This window comes from Microbulbifer sediminum (genome assembly GCF_021729035.1).
GTDB classification, from domain to species: Bacteria; Pseudomonadota; Gammaproteobacteria; order Pseudomonadales; family Cellvibrionaceae; genus Microbulbifer; species Microbulbifer sediminum.
Map to the genome: position 1 here is coordinate 22436 of NZ_JAJSAP010000002.1, position 22403 is coordinate 44838.

Consider the following 22403-nt stretch of genomic DNA (forward strand, 5'->3'; position numbering starts at 1 on the left):
CCGCGTACCCGCTGGCGGCCATAATCCCACTGAACTACCGAACAGGCACGAGAACCTGCGACTGATATGTTTCTGAAAAAACTGATCCTGATCAACTGGGGCAACATTCCCCAGCTCGAGTACGAGTTCGGGCCGATCAATCTCTTTTCCGGGGGCAATGGTTCCGGCAAGACGACGGCCGCCGACGCCATCCAGACACTGATGACCGCTGCCCACGACACGCTGTTTACCTTCAACCCGGGGCAGGATGAAACCACGCAGCGCGGCCGAGGGGGCAAGCAGGTCCGGACTCTGGCGTCGTACGTGCTGGGGTGTGACGATGGCAGCTATGCGCGCCTGCAGCCCACCGACTGTTATATCGCCGGTATCTTCCATCCTACAGAGGGGGAAGACGGCGAGCCTTTCACCGCGGTCATGGCGATTCGCGCACATCTGGACAAGAGCAGCAGGCCGGCTCAGGCCCGGCAGGATGACCTGCGGTTTTTCCTGTTTCCGGGGGAGCAGCTGGCGATGAGGGATTTCGTCCGCGAATACAAGGACGGCAAGCACCTGGTGCCACTGGACAAATTCTACCCGGTACTGGGCAAGCAGTTTGGCAAGGTAGAGCAGTACGACAAGAAGAAGGCGTACCTGCGCCGGCTGTATGGCGCGCTCCGGGGGCGCCGGGACGCGGTACCGGACCGGGAGGCGATGCACGCCGCCCGCACCTTTGCCAATTTTATGGCCTACAAGCCGGTAAAGAGCATCAACGAGTTTGTCGCCCGCGAGGTGCTGGAAAAGCGCGACCTGGGCGAGGCCATCCGCTCGGTTTCCGAGCTCATGAAAACCATTCACTCGATGGAGCAGGAAGCGCGGCAGATTGTCGATCGCGTGGCCTCCCTGGAGCAACTGGCCCAGTGTGCCGGGCTTTACCGGGAGCAGTGGCTTGACCTGCGCCTGCAGGAATACCGGCGGGCCCGCCACCGTCATGAGCGCGTCCAGAAAACATACCTCGCAGGCAAGAACAGCCAGCAGCAGCTGCAGGCGCAGCAGCAGGATAACGAGCGTGAGACCCGGGTTGCCGCTGAGCGGGTCGAGCAGTTGGGCCAGCAACTGGTGGAACTGCAGGCGCAGCGTCTTGGTGTCAGTGCCCTGCGGGACAAGGACCAGCTGGAGCAGCGTATCGAGCGCGCTCACCAGCAGCTTTCCGGCCTGGGAGCCCCTCTCTCTGCACAGGAGTCCCGCTGGCAGGGCAACCGGGCCGCGGCCGGGGAGTTGCTGACTCTCTTGAACGGTTCCGCTGCAGAGCTCGAGGTGCCGGCACTGCGCGACCCGGTGCTGGTAAAAACCATCCGTCAGGTTGCCCGGGAAGAGGACATGCCTGACTTGCAGAAACTGCTGGGCAAGGACTGGATCGACCTGGCAGCGCTGGAGCCGTTGCGGGAGGGGGCCGCTTCCATCGAGGCACTGCACAATCGTTTGTGCTCGCTCCTGTCCGGGACCGGGGCCGGGGACGTATCCCTGCGGGAAGAGCTGAATCAGCAGGTATCTCGCTGGGAGTTGCGGGTCCAGCAGCTGCAGAAACAGTTGCACCAACAGGAAAGCCGTATCCAGCACCTGCAAGCCAACCGGGTTCGCTACCCGCAATCGGTTGAGTTGGCGCTGGCTGCGATTCGGGAGCAATGCCCACAGGCAGACCCACGGGTCCTGTGTGACTATGTGGAAATTATCGACGAGCGCTGGCAGATGGCGGTAGAAGGCTACCTCGGAGGTGCCCGCTTCGCGATCCTGGTTGAGCCCGAGCACGAGGCCGCTGCCATCCGCATTGTCCGTGGCCTGTCCGGACGCGGCAGTCGCGCGCGGGTAATCCAGGGGCATAAGGCTCGCCGGGACGCCGAGCGGGCTTCCCCAGCGCAGGGTTCGATCGTCGAGCTGATGGAATTCAGCCACCGCACCGCAGAGGATTACCTGCGCGCCTCCTACGGTTCCGTCCTGCAGGTCCGCGATGCGGAAGAGCTGCGCGGCACCCGCCGCGGACTGACTGCTGAGGGGCTTGCCAGCGGCAGCTACTCCATGTGGCGCTGTGATATCGACGAGGGCGAGCTGGTATTCGGTCAGGGTGCACGGGCGCGTGCGCTGGCAGCCCAGCAGCAGGCCCTGGAGCAACTCCTCCTTGAGGCGCAACAGGTGAATGACCAGCATGCCCTTTACCGGAGGGTGGCCCGCTCGGTGCGCGACCTGTCCGAACTCGACCTGGTATCCCTGGTGGATACTGCCCTGGCGGCACAGCGTGACTGGCGGGGGGCGGAAACGTCGCTGGAAAATCTTGACCTGGAGGACAGTGAACAGCTGGAGCAGCAGGTGGCGGACCTCCGGTCGCAACTGCAGGGCCAGCAACAGGCCCACTCAGCGCTGCTGCAGGGGGCCGGCAAGCTGGAGCGTGACCTGGAGAACACCGGCAAGCAGCTCAGGGCGCTGGCGACGGAACTGGATGGGCTCGATGACGAGCTGACAGGCAGTGAGGCTGCAGTGCGCCGCGTGGCCGGTATTTACCCCGACTTTGATGCGGAGACGGCCCTGCAGCGGGCCGATGACCAGGTGGCCCAGGCCGGCGACAGCTTCGACTTCGGCGCGGACATTGAGGAGTGGCAGGGGCGACTTGAAAAATATTGCCGCCAGCTGGACCGGGCGGTGATGGATTACAATGCCGCAACGTCCGCAGGCGACACCCTGGTATTCGAGCCGGACCCCGGGGCGGGCCACGGTGAGCCGACCTTCAAGCTGGTGTGCGGACTTCACGACCAGGTGGAAACGCTGCGCAATCGCCTCAAGAACAACATGCTGGTTGAGCGTCACGAGCAGCTGCAGGGATTGAAAAGATCCTTCAATACCACTTTCGTCACTCATCTGTGCCACGCGATCTACCAGTCCATTAATGATGGCAAGCGCGTGCTCGACGACCTGAACAACGAGCTGGAACACCACCGCTTTGGCGCGGACCGGGAGCGGTTCCGTTTCTCCTACAGTTGGGTACCGGAATTCCGCGAGTACTGGAATTTCTTTAAGGCCGTGATTGAATTGCCAAACCTGGGTGAGGAGCAGAGCCTGTTTGATGCAGACCTGCCGGCAAAGCACCAGCGGGTCCGTGACCGCCTGCTGAACATGTTGCTGAGTGAGGACGAGCAGGTGGCGCGCCGGGAACTGGAGCGGATCAGCGATTATCGCAACTATCGCTGTTACGAGATCTACAAGGAGCCGGAGGGCAAGGAGCCAATAGCCCTGAGCCAGTACGGCACTGGCTCCGGTGGCCAGCTCGAGACTCCGGCCTACATCATCCGTTCGGCGGCGGTGACTTCCGCCTTCCGGTTTAACGAAGGCAGCAGTCACCTGCAGATGGTGCTGGTGGACGAGGCTTTCTCGAAAATGGATGAGACCCGTTCGCGGGAGGTGATCCGCTACCTGACCGAAACCCTGGGATTACAGCTGTTGTTTATCATGCCCAGCAGCAAGTCCGGCCCCTTCATGGACCTGATATCGAACCAGTTCGTGTTCAGCAAGTGTCCCAGCAGCAAGCCGGTGGGTGAGCTGAATACCCGGGTTTTCGTTGATCGCAAGGTGTGTAACCGTGAACGGATTGCCGAGCTGTGGGCCAATCACCGGCGGACAATCCGCCAGCAGGCATCACTGGATTTCATGGAGCTGGTAGACCCCTGATGGGCGGCTGTCGCGAAGGACGCCTCTTCGACGGGGCGGGCGCTTCCGGTCACCGAAAGTGGGGTGCGAGACCTTGCAGGACTTGCACTGATTCGCAGAATATAAGCCCACGATAGTTACATAATCGGAATAGTTGTATTAAAAGGACTTTCTGGGGGTTACATGCGTTATTTTCCTATCCTGGTGTTTTTTGTGCTGGCATTTGGCGGTGCGGCGGTGTTTTACGAAAAGGAAAGCCGCAAGGTAAAAGGAGTGCTGAGCCAGATCACAGACCTGCAGGCTAAAGTCGGCGACTTGCAGGCGGAAGTGAATGAACTCCGTAGTGAGCTGGAGGCGTCCAAAGTGGCCGAGCGCCGCCGTCCGAGCCTCAAGACCATTTCCCGGGCCGGCAACCACCGGTCGCAGGCGACGCGCCCCGGGGAGGTCCGGGAGTCGCAATCCGGCCGCGGTGACCGCGGCCTGGTGGCTTCCGACGTAACCCCGGCCGGACCGGCCATCAGCCGGGAGAAGGAAGAGGAAGAGTGGAGTCGTCCCAGCGTCGATGCCGACCAGTATCAACCTGACGATGGTAAAACTGCTACCGGGGAGCCGGTCACAGACCCGTACCAGTAACCTGTTCGCCGGGGCGGTCACCATTTGCCTTGAAACGCTGGTATGTGCCCCCAGATAGGGACTCATTGAGAGGCGCAACACACCGGAGGCAGCCCAGAGAGTGCTACCGCAATGGTCTTTGGCGCCTCACGTAATCCCCATCCCGGCAGAGGTTTACCATGTCTTCCAGCAAATTTTATTCCGCCCTCGCTGCACAGCTCGAAGGGCTGCTTTCCAGCGAGCGTGACTGGCTCGCCAATACTGCCAATGCCAGTGCACTCCTGTTTATGGAGTTGCCGGATATCAACTGGGCAGGCTTCTACTTCCTGCATGACGATGAGCTGCGGGTCGGTCCGTTCCAGGGTAAACCGGCTTGCACCCGCATCCCGGTCGGTGCGGGGGTCTGCGGCACCGCAGTAGCCACCGGGCAAGCCCAGCTGGTGGATGACGTCCACGCTTTCCCCGGGCATATTGCCTGTGATGCAGTTTCGGCCTCGGAAGTGGTGATCCCACTGTATGTCGGTGATCGCTGCCTCGGTGTGCTGGATATCGACAGCCCCACTAAATCGCGTTTTAACGAGGAAGACCTGGCGGGGCTGCAGGAATTTGCCCGCGTGCTGCTGGCCCATTCGGACCTGCCCACCGGCTGATGGCACTGCTGTGGGAGCATCGCGAGGGGGATAATCACTACCAGGTCCGCACCCATGGGGCCAGCGTACGCCTGTATACCAACGGTGTCTTCCACAGCCAGTGGAATCCCCGCGATCCCCTCAGGGGCTCCCTGTGGGAGCTCTTGTTGCTACCTGTATTTTTCCGTGATCGCCGGCAGATCCGCTCGGTACTTGTCCTGGGGGTCGGGGGCGGGGCGGTCATCAGGTTGCTACAGCGCTTTGTCGGGCCGGAGCTTATCGTCGGTGTGGACCTGGATCCGGTGCACCTGGAGGTGGCCCGCAATTATTTCGGTGCCGGGGACGCAGAGCTGGTTTGCGGGGACGCCCGTTCCCATGTCGCGGGCCGGGCAGGGGATCAATACGACCTGATTATCGATGACCTGTTCGGCCACGTGGATGGCGAAGCGCGGCGAACAGTGCGCGCCGACGGCGATTGGTGTCGCCGCTTACTGGGGCTGCTCAGTCCCGCCGGAATTATGGTCGGCAACTTCGGTAGCCGGCGCGAGATGCTCGATAGCGGGTGGCGCGCCACTGACCAGCGGGCCAGTCTGCAGGGAAACTGGAGTGCTGAGCTGCCCGGCTATGAGAACTGTGTACTGGCGGTCAGTCGGGCCCCACTGTCACGTGCCGAGCTGCTCGCCCGCGCGCCCGCGGCCATCAACCCCTCCAGCCACTCCAATCGCCTGAGTAGCCATTTGCGTCGACTGCGCCGGTGACTCGCCACTGCCAGGCAGCGACGTCGGTGTGATTTCATACTCGCCGGACTTGGCGTCTTTTACGACTGCATGTCTATACTCTGGGAGAATACGGTCATTTTTCCGGGGTCGGTGCATGCGCTACAAAACCGTCGAGGATGTCATCCAGGAGGGAAAGGAGTTCCACAAGAAGTTGGCCAGGCAGTATGGGGAGTACGAACAGCTGGCGGGAGATAGCCGCGTGGTGCTGCTGCTGGACCAGCTGAAACGGCGCGAGGACGCCATGACCCATACTCTGGAGGAGTTCCTGACCGACGTTTCTCCCGGCGCGCTACGGACCTGGGTTCAGTTTGCGCCAGAGGGCAAGGAGCCGGAATTCCTGCAGCGGCTGCGGCAGATTGACCTGCACGATGCCGATGGCATCGCCAAGCTGGCGTTGGATATCGACATGTACCTGGCGGACCAGTATCGCGATCTCCTCGACGATGCGGATACGCCGTCTGCAAAAGACGCCTTCCAGCGGCTCCTTGAGCTGGAGGAGCTGGATGAGCACCACCTGTCGATGAACCTGTACAACCTGCGTGACTATTGAGCTGGCCAGGACCCTGTCCGGGCTGTCCCGGCCTGGTGCCAGTCCGGCTAGCGCCGCAGGCGGAAAGTGCAGAATCCCTCTTTGCGTTCAAGCGGTTCGATAGCGCTGAAATGGGGCTGTGCCTTCTTTGGTAAGGGAATAAACTCATTCACCACGAATAGGGCGGTTCCCCCGGGACCCAGCAGGCGCGCTGCGTTGCTGAGAAAGCGCTCGGTGAGATCGCCCTCCACCTGGAACCCCTGGTGGAAAGGGGGGTTGCATATCACCAGCTCGGCAATGCCGGACTGTAGGTCCCCGCCCGCGTCAGACGGTGTCACCACCCCGGCTATGCCCCCTTCGTGAAAGTTGCGTTCACACGCGAGCAGCGCGGCGGCATTATTGTCGGTCGCGGTAAAGTGGAAGTTGCCAAGTTTTGCCAGTTCTGTACTCAGGAAGCCGTAGCCGCAACCCAGGTCGACGACATTGGCACCGGGCGCCGGCAGGTGAGAAGGAAAGTGGCCTGCCAGCAGGGCGCTGCCGCGATCAATCTTGTTCCAGCCAAACAGTCCCGGTTTGCTGTAAAGGCCGGCGAGGGCTTCCAGTTGGCGCAACCTGGGGTAATCCTGGTCGTCGAGCCGCTCGCCGCCGTCGCTGTGCAGCACCAGCCGGCTGGTATAGTCGAGGCCGCTTTTTTCCAGGCTTTTACGGCAGCCAAATCGGGTGGCCGCCCTGGTGGCGTAGGTCTTGATCCCGCTCTGTTTGCCACCCAGCAACACCAGTTCGCCACCCTCGCCAATGACATGCGGGGCGCTGTTGATGACATGGTGCACCACGGCTTTTTCCTTGGAGACCGGGAAGACGATGCGGCGATAGCGCCGCTCCAGTTCCGTAAAGTGGAAGTCGCTGAAAAAACTGCGGTTACAACGCCCTTCGGCGAGATGCGCGATGTCCCAGCGGTTTGTCAGGAGATCCCCGGTAAAGCCGAACCCGGCCTGTAACAAGGCCTTGCTGTTTTCATCAGCGATCCACAGGGTTTCGCGGGGGTTCTCTTGTAAGAGCTCTTGGAGCAGGTATGCCATGGGGTTGAATGCTAATCCATGTGGGTGGCGGTTACTTTACCGACGCGATCTCTTCCGCTGTTAAGGGGCGGTAGTCCCCCTCGACCAGCTCCTCGTCCAGGACAATATCGCCAATGCGTTCACGGTGCAGCTCCAGTACCCGGTTGCCCAGTGCGGCAAACATGCGTTTCACCTGATGGTAACGCCCCTCGTTCAGCGTGACCCTTGCCTCGTTGGCAAACAGCACCTCGAGGGTTGCGGGACGGGTGCGTTTCTTCTCACTGTCCAGCCACAGGCCCCTGGCAAATTTCTCAATCGCACTTTCCTCGATACGGTCGGCGAGGTGGGCATAGTAGGTCTTGTCGCAGTGGTGGCGTGGGGAAGTAATCCGGTGAGACCACTGACCGTCATCGGTCAGCAGTACCAGGCCGGTAGTGTCGATATCGAGTCGCCCGGCAATATGTAGCTGGTGCTTGTTGGGCTCGTCGATCAGGTCGAGCACAGTGGGGTGCTCGCTGTCCTTGGTGGCGCAGACGTACCCCAGGGGTTTATTGAGCATAAAGTATCGCGGGCCCGGCTCCCCAAGCGGGTCGCCGTCGAGACAAATCTCGTCGGTGTCCGCGACCTTGGTACTGGTGTCGGTAACGGGTTCACCGTTAACCGTGATACGGCCGGCCCGGGCAGCGCGTTTGACGTCGGCGCGGGACAGGTCGGTTACCTGGCTGACGGCTTTGTCGAGTCGCATGCGATTGGTTTCTCCCCGGCCCTCCCGCGGACGGGAGGGGTATAGTCGGTTGTGGGTGAGGTGCCCCCGCGCTTCCAGGGGAAGGACAGGGGCTGGAATGCGGGGGTCAGCGCCCGATCTTGCGCTCGCCGGAGTCAACGGACTGGTAGATCAGGGTATTGATCGTCATGGGGCCGACCCCGCCGGGAACGGGGGTGTAGGCGGCGACCCGGTCCACCAGGGGGGCCAACTCGATATCTCCAAGGCCGCCGGGGTGATAACCGGCATCCACCACCACGGCGCCGTCCTTGATCCACTCCGCCTTAATGAACTCGGGCCGGCCTACGGCACCAACGACGATATCGGCGCGGCTGATATGCTGGGCCAGGTCTGTGGTCCGCGAGTGGCAGATGGTCACGGTGGCGTTGGCGTTCAGGAGCATCGCAGCCATGGGCTTGCCCAGGATGGGACTGCGTCCCACCACTACGGCATGCTTGCCGCTGATCTCAATATTGTAGGCTTCCAGCAGGCGCATGATGCCTTTGGGCGTGGCGCAGCCATAGGCCTCTTCACCCATGGCCATCCGGCCAAATCCCAGGCAGGTGACGCCGTCCACATCCTTGTCCAGGCTGATGGCATCAAAGCAGGCCCGCTCGTCGATCTGCTCCGGTACTGGATGCTGCAGCAGGATGCCATGAACATTCTCGTTGGCATTCAGGTCCTCAATCTTCGCCAGCAGCTGCTCGGTGGTGGTGGATGAGGGTAGCTCCACTTGCATGGAATCCATACCGATACGTCGACAGGCGTTGCCCTTCATCTTTACATAGGTGGCGGAGGCGGGATCATCGCCCACCAGGATGGTGGCCAGGATGGGAGTCTGGCCCCCACTCTTTTCCTTCAGGGCCGCCACGCGGGCTGATAGCTCTTCCTCGGTTTTTTTTGCCAGGGCTTTACCATCCAGAACCAGTGCAGACATACAGTATTCTCAACTTAACCGTCATTGGGGATTCGCCCCGGGGAGCGAATCCGCTTGGGAAATCATCCGGGCGCCATGGGCGGCCAGGTAGTGCAAAACCTGCCGGGCGCACCGGGCCAGGGGCGCGGTATTTTCGCACAGGCCGCGAATAATTTCCCCATGTGGTCACCGTTGCCGGCTCCGAACCGCAATGGCCAGGTAAACTTCTGCAAAAAGAATAGCTTAGCGGCGTTGACTCCCCCGGGGGGTGTCAGTATTATGCGCGCTCTCGCAGGGGAGGCGGCAGCTGACCGGTGAGATTTCGGGGCAGTTGTCGGGCCCGAACAGCCTGCGAGTCGGGCTGGCGCAGGCCCGGGTTGTTGCTCCGTGATACAGTTACAAAGTGTATCGGGGCATAGCGCAGTCTGGTAGCGCGCCTGCTTTGGGAGCAGGATGTCGGGGGTTCGAATCCCTCTGCCCCGACCAGACATAGACCGGGTTTCCTTGCGCCCGTAGCTCAGCTGGATAGAGCATCCGCCTTCTAAGCGGATGGTCGCAGGTTCGAGTCCTGCCGGGTGCGCCAACCTTTAAAAGGTGGTCATAGTCAGGCAGTCTCGACTTGGTCCACTGCCGGATTGTAGTCGCAGGACTATTCCGGCCGATCAGCACAGCTGATCGGCGCCGAAGCAAACGCGAAGCAGTGCTTCGCAGGCGTTTGCAGCGGCCCTGCCGGGTGATTTGCCCATAGGCAGGATTGACGTTGCCACAAAGCGTCAAGATATAGCACTTTCAATGGTGGCCGTAGCTCAGTTGGTAGAGCACAGGATTGTGGCTCCTGAGGTCGCGGGTTCGATCCCCGTCGGCCACCCCATACAAATGCCTCCCCTGGAGGTGCAAAAAGCCCGGCTTATAAGCCGGGCTTTTTTGTATATGCCGAAATCGATGGCGGGATCTTTTGCGCGTCCGCGCGGGATACAGGATAATGACGTCCAGACGGAGGCGGCTGTGACTGCTTGTCCGCGAAATGCAATTGTTCACCCCCGCAACAGGCGGGGGTGTCGTTTAACGGGAATAGGGGACATTTTGGTGACGGTATCGGCAGAGCCTAAGGCAACCAACGTACATTGGCATCACGGTGAGGTAAACCGACAGGATCGTGCAAGCATCCTTGGGCACAAGGGTGTGACCCTGTGGTTCACGGGACTGTCCGGTTCCGGCAAGAGCACCGTTGCTGTGGCGCTGGAGAAAGCCCTGGCTGCTCGCGGCGTGCTGAGTTATCGACTGGACGGTGACAACATCCGGTTGGGCATTAACTCCAACCTGGGCTTTTCCGCCGAGGACCGTGCCGAGAATATCCGCCGTGTGGGCGAGATCTCCCGCCTGTTCGCCGATAGTGGCGTGGTGGTCCTGAGCAGCTTCATCAGCCCCTACCGCCAGGATCGCGACATGGTGCGCCGCATCCATGAGGAAAATGACCTGGAGTATCTCGAGGTATTCGTGGATTGCCCCCTGGAAGAGGCGGAGTCCCGCGATCCCAAGGGCCTGTACAAGAAGGCGCGGGCGGGTGAGATCAAGGGCTTTACCGGTATCGACGACCCCTACGAGGCCCCTGAGGCTCCCGAGCTGCACCTGCGCACTGCCGAGATGACGCTGGAGCAGGAGGTGGATGCCATCATCAAGAACCTGCAGGAACGCGGCATCATCGTCTGAAGATGAGCGCTTTCCAGGCTGGCCCTGCAAGGGCCAGCCTTAATCTCAGCAATGGCAGCGCACCCGGCTGGTCTTTGATGCTTCCGCATATCCCTTCCATTTCCTCCTCCTTCTGCGCAATAACACAGTTGTATCTTTCACCGCCATTAGTTCAGTGACCGTGTCAGGTTGCCCCACGGTGGTAATTCCTGCTGCGCCTGTTGTTCGTCTCCCGTCACACTGCCGTTGATGAGGGCGCCATCTGTCCGGATGGCCTGGCTTTCCCTTCATATACTCAAGCTGTACCAACAGGGTGTTCGCTGAGCGGAGGCGATTATGCAGGGACGGAGAGTGAGGATTCTCTCTGGGGTAGGGCTTGTGCTGCTGGTTGCAGTGGCGGTTGGCGGATGGATGTTTATCGACCGTCTCCCGCATATTCCCGATACGCCCCCGGCCCCGGTAGTGGGAGTGCCGGATGGCGCACTCGAGCATGCCCCCACGCCCGCATATTCCGGACCGCATCCCCGCACCACCGAGCGCCCGCCCGAGTACTTTCCCTTCCCGATCAGTATTGGTGAGATCGGGCCTGTGGAGAGCCTGTTTTCCGGCCCGTCCACGTACCCCTTTTATTGCGGTGTGAATAATGTGACCGGTAACCAGCCATTGGTAGACAATCATGACCGGGAGGGGGTCCCTGTATTCGCCGTGGACGAGGAGGGCAAGTGGACCGATGAAGTGATTGGCTACAGCAGGGACTGTAGCCATCCCACACAGGTCGCCTATTATTATCGCAGCACGGAGGACGGCGATTTCCACCCGCTTGAGGCGGCGAACGGGGACATCGACCAGGTGACGGTCAACGGGCGCTCGGTCGATTTTGTCGTGCGGCTCGAAACCGGGACCATCAATCGATTCTTTTACGCCATTGCGGCATTAAAGGGGGACGGGGAAACCGCAGCCAGGCCAAGCCCCGTCAACTGGAACCGACGTCTGATCTACCAGTTTCGCGGTGGTGTAGGGGTTGGCCGGCGCCAGGGGGATATCACCAAGGGTGATATCGTCGGCCGTCGAGCAGACCAGCTGGCACGAGGGTATGCCATCGTTTACTCGACCGGGAACCAGACCAGCAATCACTACAATATCTGGCTGGCCGAGGATGTGGCCCGACGCCTCAAGCGACAGTTTGTCGAGCTTTATGGAAAGCCGCTCTATACGGTTGGTGTGGGGGGGTCCGGGGGAGCCATCCAACAATATCTCTTTGCCCAGAACGCCCCGGGGCTGATCGATGCAGCGCTTCCCCTTTACTCCTACCCGGATATGGTGAGCCAGACAATCTACGTATTCGATTGCGAGCCGCTGGAGTATTTTTTTGATGTGGTCGATGCAGAGAATCCCCGCTGGAAGGAGGTCGCGGAGCGTTCACTGGTGCAGGGGTTGCCGGCCAGCCGGGAGGTCACCAGTCGTTTTCGCGTGCTGGAGACAGCGGCCGCATTATTCGATGGGAGATACCGCACCGGACGGGATGGCACCACCGAATGCACCCAGGGCTGGCGGGGGCTGGTGCCCCTGGTTAACAACCCCAATTTCGTACATTTCATCAAGAATTACGCAGATGATGTTGCGGAGCAAACACACTGGTCCCACTGGGAGGACCTGCGGGCATTCTATGGGGCCGATGAGACGGGCTATGCCAACAGCGCCTGGGACAACGAGGGCGTTCAATACGGGTTGCAGGCATTGCGGTCCGGCGACCTGTCGATGGACACCTTCCTGCGGATGAATGCCACTGTGGGGGGCTGGAAGGCCCCCGAAAACCAGGGCGGGGAGAAGCTCTGGTTCCTGAACGGGCGGGTGTTCCCGATGGAGCTCTCTGTCTGGAGCGAACACAACATGAACCTGGGGAACCTGGACAATCCGGCTCCGCGATCCCGCGCCAGCACAGCGGCAATCGAGGGCATTTACCGGTCCGGTCATGTTTTCCTGGGCGATGTGGAAATCCCTATTATCGACCTGCGCCACTACCTGGATAACGACCTGGATATGCATCACAGTGTGGCTTCCTTTTCCGCGCGGGAGCGCATCCGGCGGGCCCGCGGCCATGCGGAAAACCAGCTGATCTGGACCAGCCACAAGGACTATACGCCGCTGGATGAAGCCCTGGATACCATTGACCGCTGGATGCAGAACATCATCGATAGTCCGCAACTTGGGGTCGCTGCAAACCGCCCGGTGGATGCCAGCGACCAGTGTTTCGATAGCCAGGGCAATGTGATTGCGGCAGGAGAGGGTGTCTGGGACGGGGAATGGAACGGTCGCCCGGCGGGTCCCTGCATGCGGGAGTACCCGATTCATAGCACTCCGCGCCAGATGGCCGGTGGCCCGATGACAGATGACGTATTCAAGTGTCGCCTGCAGCCCGTTGCGGCGGCAGTTGAGCGGGGAATATACGGTGCGGCAACGGATTCTGTCGTCGAGCGGATGCAGGACCTGGAGCGGGTGTTCCCATCCGGGGTGTGTGACTACAGTGCGCCGGATCTGGCCCGTCCTGAAGAGCAGTTGATACCCGGTCGGGCCCCGGTTTCGATCGCAGGCCACATGATCCTGCCGGACTACCGGCAGCCAATCCAGCGTTTTGCCGGGGACAAAGAAGACGCCCCGGACCCTGTCAGCCCCGAGCCGGTGGCCCTGCCGGCCACTGAAAGCGATTGAGCTCGGCACTGGTGTGCCCCAAGTGCCGGATATGAAAGGAAAAAGATGCAATTAGTGGCGCGGAATTTGTTGACAGGGCAGGCCAATCGGGTATGATGCGCGTCGCTCGAGGGGCACAGCCCAGAGCAAAAAAACGGGTGGTTAGCTCAGTTGGGAGAGCGACGGCCTTACAAGCCGTAGGTCACAGGTTCGACCCCTGTACCACCCACCATCTCTCTGGCAGCAGCCTGCAGAAATTGAGAGATGCGCCTACCGCGGACCGGTAGTTCAGTTGGTTAGAATGCCGGCCTGTCACGCCGGAGGTCGCGGGTTCGAGTCCCGTCCGGTCCGCCATATACAAAAAAGCCCCGCTCGAAAGAGCGGGGCTTTTTTGTATATGCTGGATCGGCGTACGAGAACCCTCGTTCGACAAAATTGCCGGGAGCAATTTTGGACGCCAGAGCGAAGCGACGGCGCCCGAAGGGTGAGCGGCATAGCCGCGAATCAGTCCCGCCACAGGTGTTCCAGCTGGCACGGAGCGATCTACCCAAGAGCGGGGCTTTTTTGTATATGCTGGATCGGCGTACGAGAACCCTCGTTCGACAAATCGGCAGGGCCGGGGACGCCGCGAATACATGCAGCGGCCGGACCAGCCGATTTGGACGCCGCAGCGAAGCGGAAGCGCCCACAGTCGCTGCTCTGGCCTGCCTCGCAGTCCTGAGCGGCGTACCCCGGTTACGGCGTTACCAGCACCTTGCCTTCACGCCCGCCCTGGGCGGCCGTTGCCACGGCATCCTTGATATCTTTCACGCTGAACGTACTGTCGATGGGCGCCTTCAGTTTTCCCGCAATCACCAGCTTCGTCAGCTCACCGTAGACCCTCTCCTGGTCCTGTGGTGATGCCTCCTCGAACCACCGGGCCAGCCAGAAGCCCCTGAGCGAAACCCCCTTGAAGATCAGTGCCGTAGGGGAAATCTTGCATGGCTTGCCGCTCATCATGCCGTAGTTCACCAGTGTGCCCCCGGCAGCGAGGCAATCGGCGATACGGCCCGTGGCTGTATCCCCCACGGCGTCAATCCCCAGTTTTATTTCTGCGCCGCCTGTGGCCTCCTTGACCCGCGCGGGTAGGTCTTCGCCGTCCACCAGGACGACATCCGCGCCCTGTGCCTTGAGCGGCTCTATCAGGGATTCGCGACGGACAACGTTGACGGTCTTGAAGCCGCGGAAGTGTGCCAGCTGGATCAGGTAGTTACCCACGCCGGAATTGGCCGCATTCTGGATCACCCAGTCGCCTTTCTCCAGATTTACGAACTCGCTCAACATCAGCGAGGCCGTGGGCGGATTGATGGAAATCATCGACAGCTGCAGCGGGTCTGCCTCATTGGGAAGGGGAAGCAACTTGTCTGCCGGAACAACGAAATGGGTGCGCCAGGTCCCGATGCCTACCGGCAGCAGTACCGTCTGCCCAATCTCTGGCGCGGTGACGCCTGGCCCGTGTTCGACCACCCGGGCAACCCCCTCATTGCCGCCGATAGCGGGGAGGGGCGGCAGCATGCCGTAATCACCGGTGAGGGTGAGGACGTCGGAGGGGTTGATGGGGGAAGCCAGCAGCTCCAGGAGCACTTCGCCTTCCTTCAGTTCGGGTGTTTCACATTCAACTGCTTCGATGACTTCCTGCGGTACCGGGCCGCGGGACTGGTATTCTGCTTTGAGCATTTGTTGCTCCTCCTTTTGTTGAATCTCTAGCTCCTGTGAGAACCATGGACCGCAATTTAGTCGATCTCGTTTTACAGTGACCACTTTTAATCATTGATGGCGCCTTATCACGCAGCTTGATATGGGCCGGATAGGGCATAGCACAATCCAGTAACTGCATGTTGCCAGGTGACCGTAAAAGGTATAAATTCGGTCATATATCCGGATCATTTGGAGGGGTGAACATGGCGTCAATGCCTTCGCTGGAGCCACAGCCGTCAGAGGACGAAGTACTGCTGGAGGCCCTGCTGAATACCGCATCCTACCTGGGCCTGCGCAAGCGCGAGCTGGCCGACATCATCCATATGGACGAGCGCACCCTGAGGCGTAAGTCTGGCCTGACCCCGGACAGTGCCCCGGGCCAGCTCGCCCTGTTGCTGGTGCGGGCCTATCGCGCGGCCTTTGTATTGATGGGCGGTGCAGAAGGGGCCCGGCACTGGTTCGATACGCCCAACAGATCACTCAATGGCAGCCCCCGGGAACTTGTAGCCCAGATTGAAGGCCTGGTGCGGGTGGTCAATTACCTCGATGCCATGCGGGGCAAGGTATGAGTGACGGGCTCGACCAGCTGATCGATAACAGCCGCCAGCGGCTGATGGGCAGGCTGTTCCGGATTGTGGAGTCCCAGGAGGATGTTGCCACCCGCAGCCTGGTGGACAGCCTCCAGAAGCAGGAGGCCCTGGAGAACCTGCTCGAGCGCAGCAAACCGAAGCGCCTGCCCGGCACAGAACAGCTCCATTACCTGCTGGCCACGCCTTTCCGCTATCCACCGCTGCCCTGGGGATCCCGTTTCGGCAGCACCGCGGAAAACGGCATTTTCTATGGCAGCAAGACCATTCCCACCGTGCTGGCAGAATCCGCCTACTATCGCCAGCTGTTCTTCAATGACATGGAGTTGTCCCCGCGGGCGCCAATCACCAGTTACCACAGCATCTTCTCGGCCCGATATGCCGCGGATCCCGGCGTGCGCCTGCAGGCTCCAGCCTGGAAGTCGTACTGGGACAGGATTGCCGACCCGGTGAATTACCACTTCTGCCAGCAGCTGGGGGCACGGATGCGGGCAGCGGGTATCGTGGGGATAGAAGCTCCATCGGCGCGGGCCCGGCAGGCTGAGATTGCCCCCTTTCCCCCCACTGACAGCGAGGGCGTCAATGTGGCGCTGTTCTCCCCGGAGGTCCTGTTGCGGCGGGCGCCGATGCAGGAGGCGGAGGTCACAGCCGAAACCGGTGCGGATGGAGTCGCCTTCCTGCTCAAACTGGGTGACGGCACCGTTACCCATCGCTTTCCCGCCTCCGCCTTCCGGGTCGGGGGCCAATTGCCACTGCCCGCCTGATTCGGCATGCGGCGGGCAAGCCGCTTTCCTCGCATTAGGTTACGACGAATACCCTGAGAATCAGCCATGACCCCTCGCTACCTGACCCGTTTTGATCCCGGCTCTGTCCGCGAGGCTACCTTGAACGTCCCATACCAGCGGCTCCACAGCAGTCTCTTTCCGGAGGTTGAGGTATGGATGCGGCGTGATGACCTGCTGGATCCGCTGATCTCTGGTAACAAGGCCTACAAGCTGGTCTACAACGTTCAGCGCATGCGGGAACAGGGGTTGGATGCCATCATCACTTGCGGCGGTGCCTGGTCAAATCATATCCATGCGACTGCGGCAGCTGGCCGACGTTTTGGGTTCAGGACTCTTGGCGTTATCCGCGGCGCACGGCCGAAAGAACTGAGTGCCACGCTCCAGGATGCCGAGCGCTTGGGCATGAAACTGCATTTTGTGACCAGGGCTGAATACAGGCGGCGTTACAGCGATGAGTTTTTGTCCTTGGCAGGCCTTGAGCAGTATCGGGCCCACTTTATTCCCGAAGGTGGTTCGAACCGGGAGGGACTTGACGGTCTGCGTATGCTGGGAGAGGCCATAGAGGCTACTGCGCCCGTCGTATTTGACCAGGTATGGCTGCCTTGCGGTACCGGCGTGTCCCTCGCGGGCCTGCAGGTGGGTCTGGGTAAGGGGGGCACAGTTGGGGTTCCGGTACTCAAGGCCGAGGGGGGAATCCAGGAAGAAGCGCTCCGGTGGCTACGGGAGCTCGACTGCCCTCGCATTCCAGCGGTTCTTGGCGGGTATCACTGCGGTGGCTATGCCCGCCAGACCACCGCCCTGAGGGCCTTGCAGCGGTACTTTGAGGCGGACACGGGAATACCCCTTGAACCTGTTTATATGGCGAAGCTTGTCTATGCCTTGAGCCAACACTGCTCCGCGGGCAAGTTGCAGCCGGGCAGTCGCGTCCTGCTCATCCATACAGGCGGGCTGCAGGGCAGGCGAGGCTTTGCGCCGGCTATAAAATGATCATGGATTTGGGCTGGTCGGCTCGTGTTCTGCTCTCCTGACTGCCGGGTCCCGGTTCGACTCGGATTCAAAGCTCAGGCATAATCTCCGATCGGTTTTCGGGTGCCCGGTGGGCACCTTTTGCTTAAAAAACAAACAGTTCAGGCAGGCAAGAACTGAATCGCTGGGCCCGGGTTAGGGCACCATGGGGGAGCGGTGTCAGAATTCAAAAATATCGGGCTGATCGGCCGGACAGAAAGTGACAGTGCAGTTCTTTCGCTCAAGCGCCTGATGGCGTTCCTGCAGCGTGAGGGTTATGCCGTGGTACTCGAGCAGGAGACCGCGAAGGCGGTGGCTGCCCAAGGTGCGCGTATTTCCTCCAAGGACAAGCTCGGCGAACTCTGCGATCTGGTGATCGTGGTGGGCGGCGACGGTAGTCTACTGGCAGCAGCCCGCGCACTGGCCAAATTCAGTGTGCCCCTCTTAGGTATCAATCGCGGTCGCCTGGGCTTTCTCACAGATATTACTCCCGACGAAATCGAATCCAAGGTTGGCGAAGTCCTGTCAGGAAAATATATGGCGGAAAGTCGCTTCCTGCTGGATATGTCTGTGACTCGCAATGGTAAGCCTGTTGGGAAAGGTTCCGCTCTCAATGATGTGGTCATCCATCCGGGAGAATTTATCCGGATGATCGAGTTTGACCTTTTTATTGACGGCCAGTTCGTATACACCCAGCGGTCCGATGGCCTCATCGTCTCTACCCCTACCGGATCTACAGCCTACGCATTATCCGGGGGAGGCCCAATAATGCATCCAAAATTGGATGCAATAGTGGTTGTTCCACTAAATCCCCATACACTAAGCAGCAGGCCGATCGTTGTTGAAGGTAGCAGCGAGTTCAAGATTATTATTGGTGAGCACAATATTGCCCGTCCACATGTAACCTGTGATGGACATGATCAGTTGATTACCAAGCCAGGTGATGTAGTTCGCATTCACAAAAAACCTCATCGTCTGACACTAATCCATCCGATTGAACATAATTTTTATGAGACATGTCGCTCTAAACTTAGCTGGCAACTAGGTGGATAGTGAAGGGGGTCAGCGAGATTTTTAATTCACGATAAAAACCAGATGTAGAGATTTATAAACCTTATTCACGACACCTAACAGAGAATAAAATGCAACCACAATCTGATGAACTACTAAGTGACTTAAAGTGCGAGAGCGCTATGCTGTTGGAGCACTTGTATTGGGTGCAGGGAGAGATGGAGGAGAACAAGGATCTCTATTTGGAGGTAAAGGAACGCTCGTTAACGATTAGTGAAATTGAAAAAAAGATTAGTGAAATTAAAAAAGAAAATATGCAGCTAAAAAAAACATTGTCTCAAGCCAATCGCGAACTGAGTCGTGCAAAAGCTAAAATCGAACAAATAAGGAAAAGTACTTCTTGGAGGTTGACCGGGCCGATAAGGGTCATAAAGCGTTTTTTGTCAAGACAGCAATGAGCGGAGAAATAACCTCTTTTGCTTTGGGCTAAATGGACCGCTTGAAGTCAACTTGAAGTACCTATGCTAATGAGAGACTTACTAAAGTCCGGCAAAAATGTAAGAATCAAAGCAGACATTAAGCAGATCACTGCATGATTTTTTAAATATAGCGAAAAGACTGAAGTTGGTAGGCTTTATGGATCATTGGGGTGATTGTCGAGTGCAAAAACATACAAATTATTCGAGGCGAGTATTTAATCTTGAAAGCTTGACGCTAAATTAGCGGATAAGCCGTCCGTTGACCAGGGAGCCATTTTGGGTCTTGTACTTAAAAACTGTTAATTCCCTATACCGAAAACTATGGATTATTTGCCGTGAATGGCTCGCTCAAAGCCTCCTCTCCCTGCCTGAATGAATTTCACGATAAAGTGATTCTGGGTTGCCGAATTGTGGTGTTGATTTTCTTGGCCGTTTTTTAATTTATTGTGGATCGAGGATTGCAGTGTTAGATATGACTTTGTCTCTTATTGGAAGAGAAAACAATTTATTCCAGAAAGATATCAAGACACACGAAGAATATTTGTCTGGGACCGTGGAGGCTAGTAGCTTTTTAGTGATTGGCGGCGCTGGATCAATAGGCCAGGCGGTAGTTAAAGAACTCTTCAAGAGAAGCCCCAAGAAACTTCACGTGGTCGACATAAGTGAAAACAATCTGACTGAATTGGTTAGAGACGTTAGAAGTTCTCTGGGTTATATAAAAGGTGATTTCAGAACATTTTGCCTGGACTTAGGCTCCATTGAATATGATGCCTTCATGAAGGCTGATGGTAGCTATGATTATGTGTTTAACCTCTCCGCTTTAAAGCATGTTCGCAGTGAAAAAGACCCGTATACATTAATGCGAATGATTGATGTGAATATTCTTAATACAGATAAATCGGTTTTGCAGGCAGCCGAATCTGGGGCTGAAAAATATTTTTGTGTTTCTACTGATAAGGCTACGAACCCGGTAAATATGATGGGAGCCTCTAAGCGCATTATGGAGTTATTTTTAATGCGCAGAAGTAAGGATATTAGGATATCAACCGCACGCTTTGCGAACGTCGCATTCTCTGACGGATCACTTTTGCATGGATTTAATCAAAGGCTGCTCAAAGCTCAACCGATAGTCGCGCCAAATGATATTAAAAGATATTTCATCACTCCTGAAGAATCTGGGCAGTTGTGCCTGCTATCGTGTCTCTTGGGAGAAAATAGAGATGTCTTTTTTCCAAAGCTAAGTGATGACCTGGACCTGATATCATTTTCTTCCATCGCAGAAAAATACCTCAAGCTTAGGGGGTACAAACCTTACATTTGCTCTTCTGAAGAGGAAGCAAGAAGTCTAGTTCATGAACTTGCTGGTAAAAAGGAATGGCCCTGTCTCTTCACTAGAAGTGATACTACAGGGGAAAAAGACTTTGAAGAGTTCTTTAGTGATGAGGATTCCGTTAACCTGGATCGGTTTAACGGCGTAGGTATCATTAAGAATGACGCTCTCTTTGATCCGGAAAAGTTAGAAAAATTTGAGGCTGAAATTAGCCGGTATAAAAATTTGAGAAAGTGGGATAAGAGCGACTTGCTTTCTTTATTTGTAAAGCTGGTACCTGAATTTTCCCACCAAGAGACTGGGAAATATCTAGACGGCAAAATGTAGGAATTTATATGCATCAAGAACTAGTGAAATTCGTGCGTGAAATCTACAGTAGTAATGAAGTGATTCCTCTTCACGCACCGATCTTTGCTGGGAATGAGAGCAAATATGTCACTGAAACAATTGATAGTACGTTTGTTTCAAGTGTCGGAAAATTTGTTGATGAATTCGAAAGCCAGATAGAAAACTATACAAAATGTAAAAAGGCTGTAGCGACGGTTAACGGTACATCCGCCCTGCACACGGCGCTATATATGTCTGACGTACAGCGCGGGGACATGGTGATTACGCAAGCGCTGACCTTTGTTGCCACGTGCAATGTGTTATATCACATGGGAGTTGAGCCAGTATTTGTTGATGTTTCAATGGAGAGCATGGGGCTGTGTCCGATGAAAACCGGGAAGTGGCTTGATGAAAATGCATTTATTGACAGCGCAGGGGAATGCAGGCATAAGTTCACAAATAGGAAGATTAGCGCCATCCTCCCTATGCATACCTTTGGCCATCCTGTTCAACTGGACGGCTTTTTAGATCTATGCAGTGAATGGAATTTAAAGTTGATTGAGGACGCTGCAGAAAGCCTAGGATCCTTTTACAGGGGGCAGCATACCGGTACGTTCGGAAAGTTTTCTGCGTTGAGCTTTAATGGTAATAAGGTCATTACTACCGGAGGCGGAGGAATGGTCCTATGCCAAAGCGACCTTGAAGGAGCACGAACAAAGCACATAACTACAACTGCTAAGGTCTCACACCCCTTCGAGTTTTTCCATGATGAGCCCGGATTTAACTATAGACTACCTAACATAAATGCAGCACTAGGATGTGCTCAGTTGGAAAATATAGGTACTCTGCTAGATAAGAAAAGGCAAATAGCTAACAACTACATGAGCTTTTTCAATAGATCAGATTATGTATTTTTCAAGGAGCCTGAGTATGCAAAGTCAAATTATTGGCTTAACTGCGTAATTTGCCCGACCAAAAAAAGTAGGGACCAACTATTGCTCGAGACAAACCGGGCTGGCGTTATGACCCGGCCAATATGGAAGCTTATGAGTAATTTGCCAGCATTTAAGCATTGTCTCTCTGATGACTTATCTAATTCGAAATATCTAGAAGAGCACGCGGTTAATATCCCTAGTGGTATTAGCAAGGAGCTCATGTAAATGATTTCTAAAGTAGCGATATTTGGTTCGGCTGGATTTGCATCTGAAATTGTTGATCTTTGTGATGATTTAAACATTAGAGAAATTGTATTCATTGAAAAAACCGGTGAAGTCCCTGAAAAACATGGCATACCAATATTTTCCGAAGAAGAAATACCACGACTAACCAGAGACAATTTCAATTTTGCAATAGGTGTATCAGATCCCGGGAAAAGACAGGCGATTTCAAACTTATATCCAAATTTACCATATGCTAATTTGATCCACTCTAGTGCGACATTTGGACGAGCTCAATATAAGAAACTTGTGAGTGCAAGGGGAATAGTCATCGCTGCTGGTGCGAGGCTGATGAGCAATATTAGCTTGGGCAACTTTGTTGTAATAGGCGTAAACGCAACGGTTGGCCATGACTGCGAAATTGGCGACTACTCAACTATATTGCCTGGCGCCAATGTTTCTGGAAATGTCTGTTTAAAAAGACGCGTATATATAGGCACCAATGCTACAGTCCTCCAGGGCGCCGAGGGAAGTCCACTGGTTTTAGGTGGGGATATTATGGTTGGCGCAGGGGCAGTTGTAACCAAAAGCTTTAAAGAAAGTGGAGTTTTAATTGGAGTTCCAGCGAAGTATAAACCTCAGAGCTAGCG

The 22403-nt window shown here is 57.2% G+C and carries 19 protein-coding genes and 5 tRNA genes; 20 read left to right on the forward strand and 4 right to left on the reverse strand.

Features of this window, described 5'->3' with window-relative positions:
• Positions 1-66 precede the first annotated feature (66 nt).
• The 5 genes from LVD11_RS02875 to LVD11_RS02895 all read left to right on the forward strand — a co-directional run bounded on the left by LVD11_RS02875 (position 67) and on the right by LVD11_RS02895 (position 6242).
• Positions 67-3693 (forward strand): ATP-binding protein, encoded by a 3627-nt coding sequence (locus LVD11_RS02875; RefSeq protein WP_237055878.1) that lies wholly within the window; start codon positions 67-69, stop codon positions 3691-3693.
• Positions 3694-3855: 162 nt separating this feature from the next.
• Positions 3856-4305 (forward strand): hypothetical protein, encoded by a 450-nt coding sequence (locus tag LVD11_RS02880; RefSeq protein ID WP_237055880.1) that lies wholly within the window; start codon positions 3856-3858, stop codon positions 4303-4305.
• 158 nt (positions 4306-4463) lie between these two features.
• Positions 4464-4934, forward strand: a complete 471-nt coding sequence (locus LVD11_RS02885; protein ID WP_237055881.1) for a free L-methionine (R)-S-oxide reductase MsrC — start codon at positions 4464-4466, stop codon at positions 4932-4934.
• On the forward strand, positions 4934-5671 hold the full coding sequence (locus tag LVD11_RS02890) for a spermidine synthase (RefSeq protein WP_237055883.1): 738 nt from the start codon (positions 4934-4936) through the stop codon (positions 5669-5671). The genes LVD11_RS02885 and LVD11_RS02890 overlap by 1 nt, the downstream gene beginning before the upstream one ends.
• A 115-nt stretch (positions 5672-5786) precedes the next feature.
• On the forward strand, positions 5787-6242 hold the full coding sequence (locus LVD11_RS02895) for a hypothetical protein (protein WP_237055885.1): 456 nt from the start codon (positions 5787-5789) through the stop codon (positions 6240-6242).
• Positions 6243-6289: 47 nt separating this feature from the next.
• On the opposite strand, the gene LVD11_RS02900 is transcribed toward LVD11_RS02895, so the two are convergent.
• From LVD11_RS02900 to folD, 3 genes are all read right to left on the reverse strand, one after another.
• On the reverse strand, positions 6290-7300 hold the full coding sequence (locus tag LVD11_RS02900; protein WP_237055887.1) for a class I SAM-dependent methyltransferase: 1011 nt from the start codon (positions 7298-7300) through the stop codon (positions 6290-6292).
• 31 nt (positions 7301-7331) lie between these two features.
• Positions 7332-8024, reverse strand: coding sequence for a 16S rRNA pseudouridine(516) synthase RsuA (gene rsuA, locus LVD11_RS02905; RefSeq protein ID WP_237055889.1), 693 nt, complete (start codon positions 8022-8024; stop codon positions 7332-7334).
• Between the two features lie 106 nt (positions 8025-8130).
• Positions 8131-8979, reverse strand: a complete 849-nt coding sequence (gene folD, locus LVD11_RS02910; RefSeq protein WP_237055891.1) for a bifunctional methylenetetrahydrofolate dehydrogenase/methenyltetrahydrofolate cyclohydrolase FolD — start codon at positions 8977-8979, stop codon at positions 8131-8133.
• Between the two features lie 388 nt (positions 8980-9367).
• Here folD and LVD11_RS02915 point away from each other — a divergent pair.
• From LVD11_RS02915 to LVD11_RS02945, 7 genes are all read left to right on the forward strand, one after another.
• Positions 9368-9444 (forward strand) — tRNA-Pro (locus LVD11_RS02915).
• A 20-nt stretch (positions 9445-9464) separates the two neighbouring features.
• Positions 9465-9541 (forward strand) — tRNA-Arg (locus LVD11_RS02920).
• Positions 9542-9753: 212 nt separating this feature from the next.
• Positions 9754-9829, forward strand: a tRNA-His gene (locus tag LVD11_RS02925).
• Between the two features lie 71 nt (positions 9830-9900).
• On the forward strand, positions 9901-10668 hold the full coding sequence (cysC, locus tag LVD11_RS02930) for an adenylyl-sulfate kinase (protein WP_237055900.1): 768 nt from the start codon (positions 9901-9903) through the stop codon (positions 10666-10668).
• Between the two features lie 315 nt (positions 10669-10983).
• Entirely contained in the window at positions 10984-13356 is a 2373-nt protein-coding gene (locus LVD11_RS02935; protein WP_237055902.1) for a DUF6351 family protein, read from the forward strand.
• A 135-nt stretch (positions 13357-13491) separates the two neighbouring features.
• A tRNA-Val gene (locus LVD11_RS02940) sits at positions 13492-13567 on the forward strand.
• A 45-nt stretch (positions 13568-13612) separates the two neighbouring features.
• Positions 13613-13689: transfer RNA gene (locus LVD11_RS02945), tRNA-Asp, on the forward strand.
• Between the two features lie 381 nt (positions 13690-14070).
• Here the strand turns inward: LVD11_RS02945 and LVD11_RS02950 are convergent.
• Positions 14071-15051, reverse strand: coding sequence for a zinc-dependent alcohol dehydrogenase family protein (locus tag LVD11_RS02950; protein WP_237055904.1), 981 nt, complete (start codon positions 15049-15051; stop codon positions 14071-14073).
• Positions 15052-15275: 224 nt separating this feature from the next.
• Between LVD11_RS02950 and LVD11_RS02955 the strand changes: the two genes are divergently transcribed.
• From LVD11_RS02955 to LVD11_RS02990, 8 genes are all read left to right on the forward strand, one after another.
• Positions 15276-15641, forward strand: coding sequence for an MbcA/ParS/Xre antitoxin family protein (locus tag LVD11_RS02955; protein WP_237055906.1), 366 nt, complete (start codon positions 15276-15278; stop codon positions 15639-15641).
• Entirely contained in the window at positions 15638-16423 is a 786-nt protein-coding gene (locus LVD11_RS02960) for an RES family NAD+ phosphorylase (protein WP_237055908.1), read from the forward strand. Before LVD11_RS02955 ends, LVD11_RS02960 begins: the two co-directional genes overlap by 4 nt.
• A 66-nt stretch (positions 16424-16489) precedes the next feature.
• Positions 16490-17431 (forward strand): 1-aminocyclopropane-1-carboxylate deaminase/D-cysteine desulfhydrase, encoded by a 942-nt coding sequence (locus tag LVD11_RS02965; protein ID WP_237055909.1) that lies wholly within the window; start codon positions 16490-16492, stop codon positions 17429-17431.
• A gap of 195 nt (positions 17432-17626) precedes the next feature.
• Positions 17627-18502, forward strand: coding sequence for an NAD(+) kinase (locus tag LVD11_RS02970; protein WP_237055911.1), 876 nt, complete (start codon positions 17627-17629; stop codon positions 18500-18502).
• Between the two features lie 89 nt (positions 18503-18591).
• Complete coding sequence (locus LVD11_RS02975) at positions 18592-18918, forward strand: hypothetical protein (RefSeq protein ID WP_237055913.1); 327 nt, start codon at positions 18592-18594, stop codon at positions 18916-18918.
• Positions 18919-19411: 493 nt separating this feature from the next.
• Complete coding sequence (locus tag LVD11_RS02980; protein WP_237057077.1) at positions 19412-20596, forward strand: UDP-N-acetylglucosamine 4,6-dehydratase; 1185 nt, start codon at positions 19412-19414, stop codon at positions 20594-20596.
• A gap of 8 nt (positions 20597-20604) precedes the next feature.
• Positions 20605-21756 (forward strand): LegC family aminotransferase, encoded by a 1152-nt coding sequence (locus tag LVD11_RS02985; RefSeq protein WP_237055921.1) that lies wholly within the window; start codon positions 20605-20607, stop codon positions 21754-21756.
• A complete protein-coding gene (locus tag LVD11_RS02990; protein WP_237055923.1) occupies positions 21757-22401 on the forward strand; it encodes a PglD-related sugar-binding protein in 645 nt (214 codons plus the stop codon).
• Positions 22402-22403: the final 2 nt, after the last annotated feature.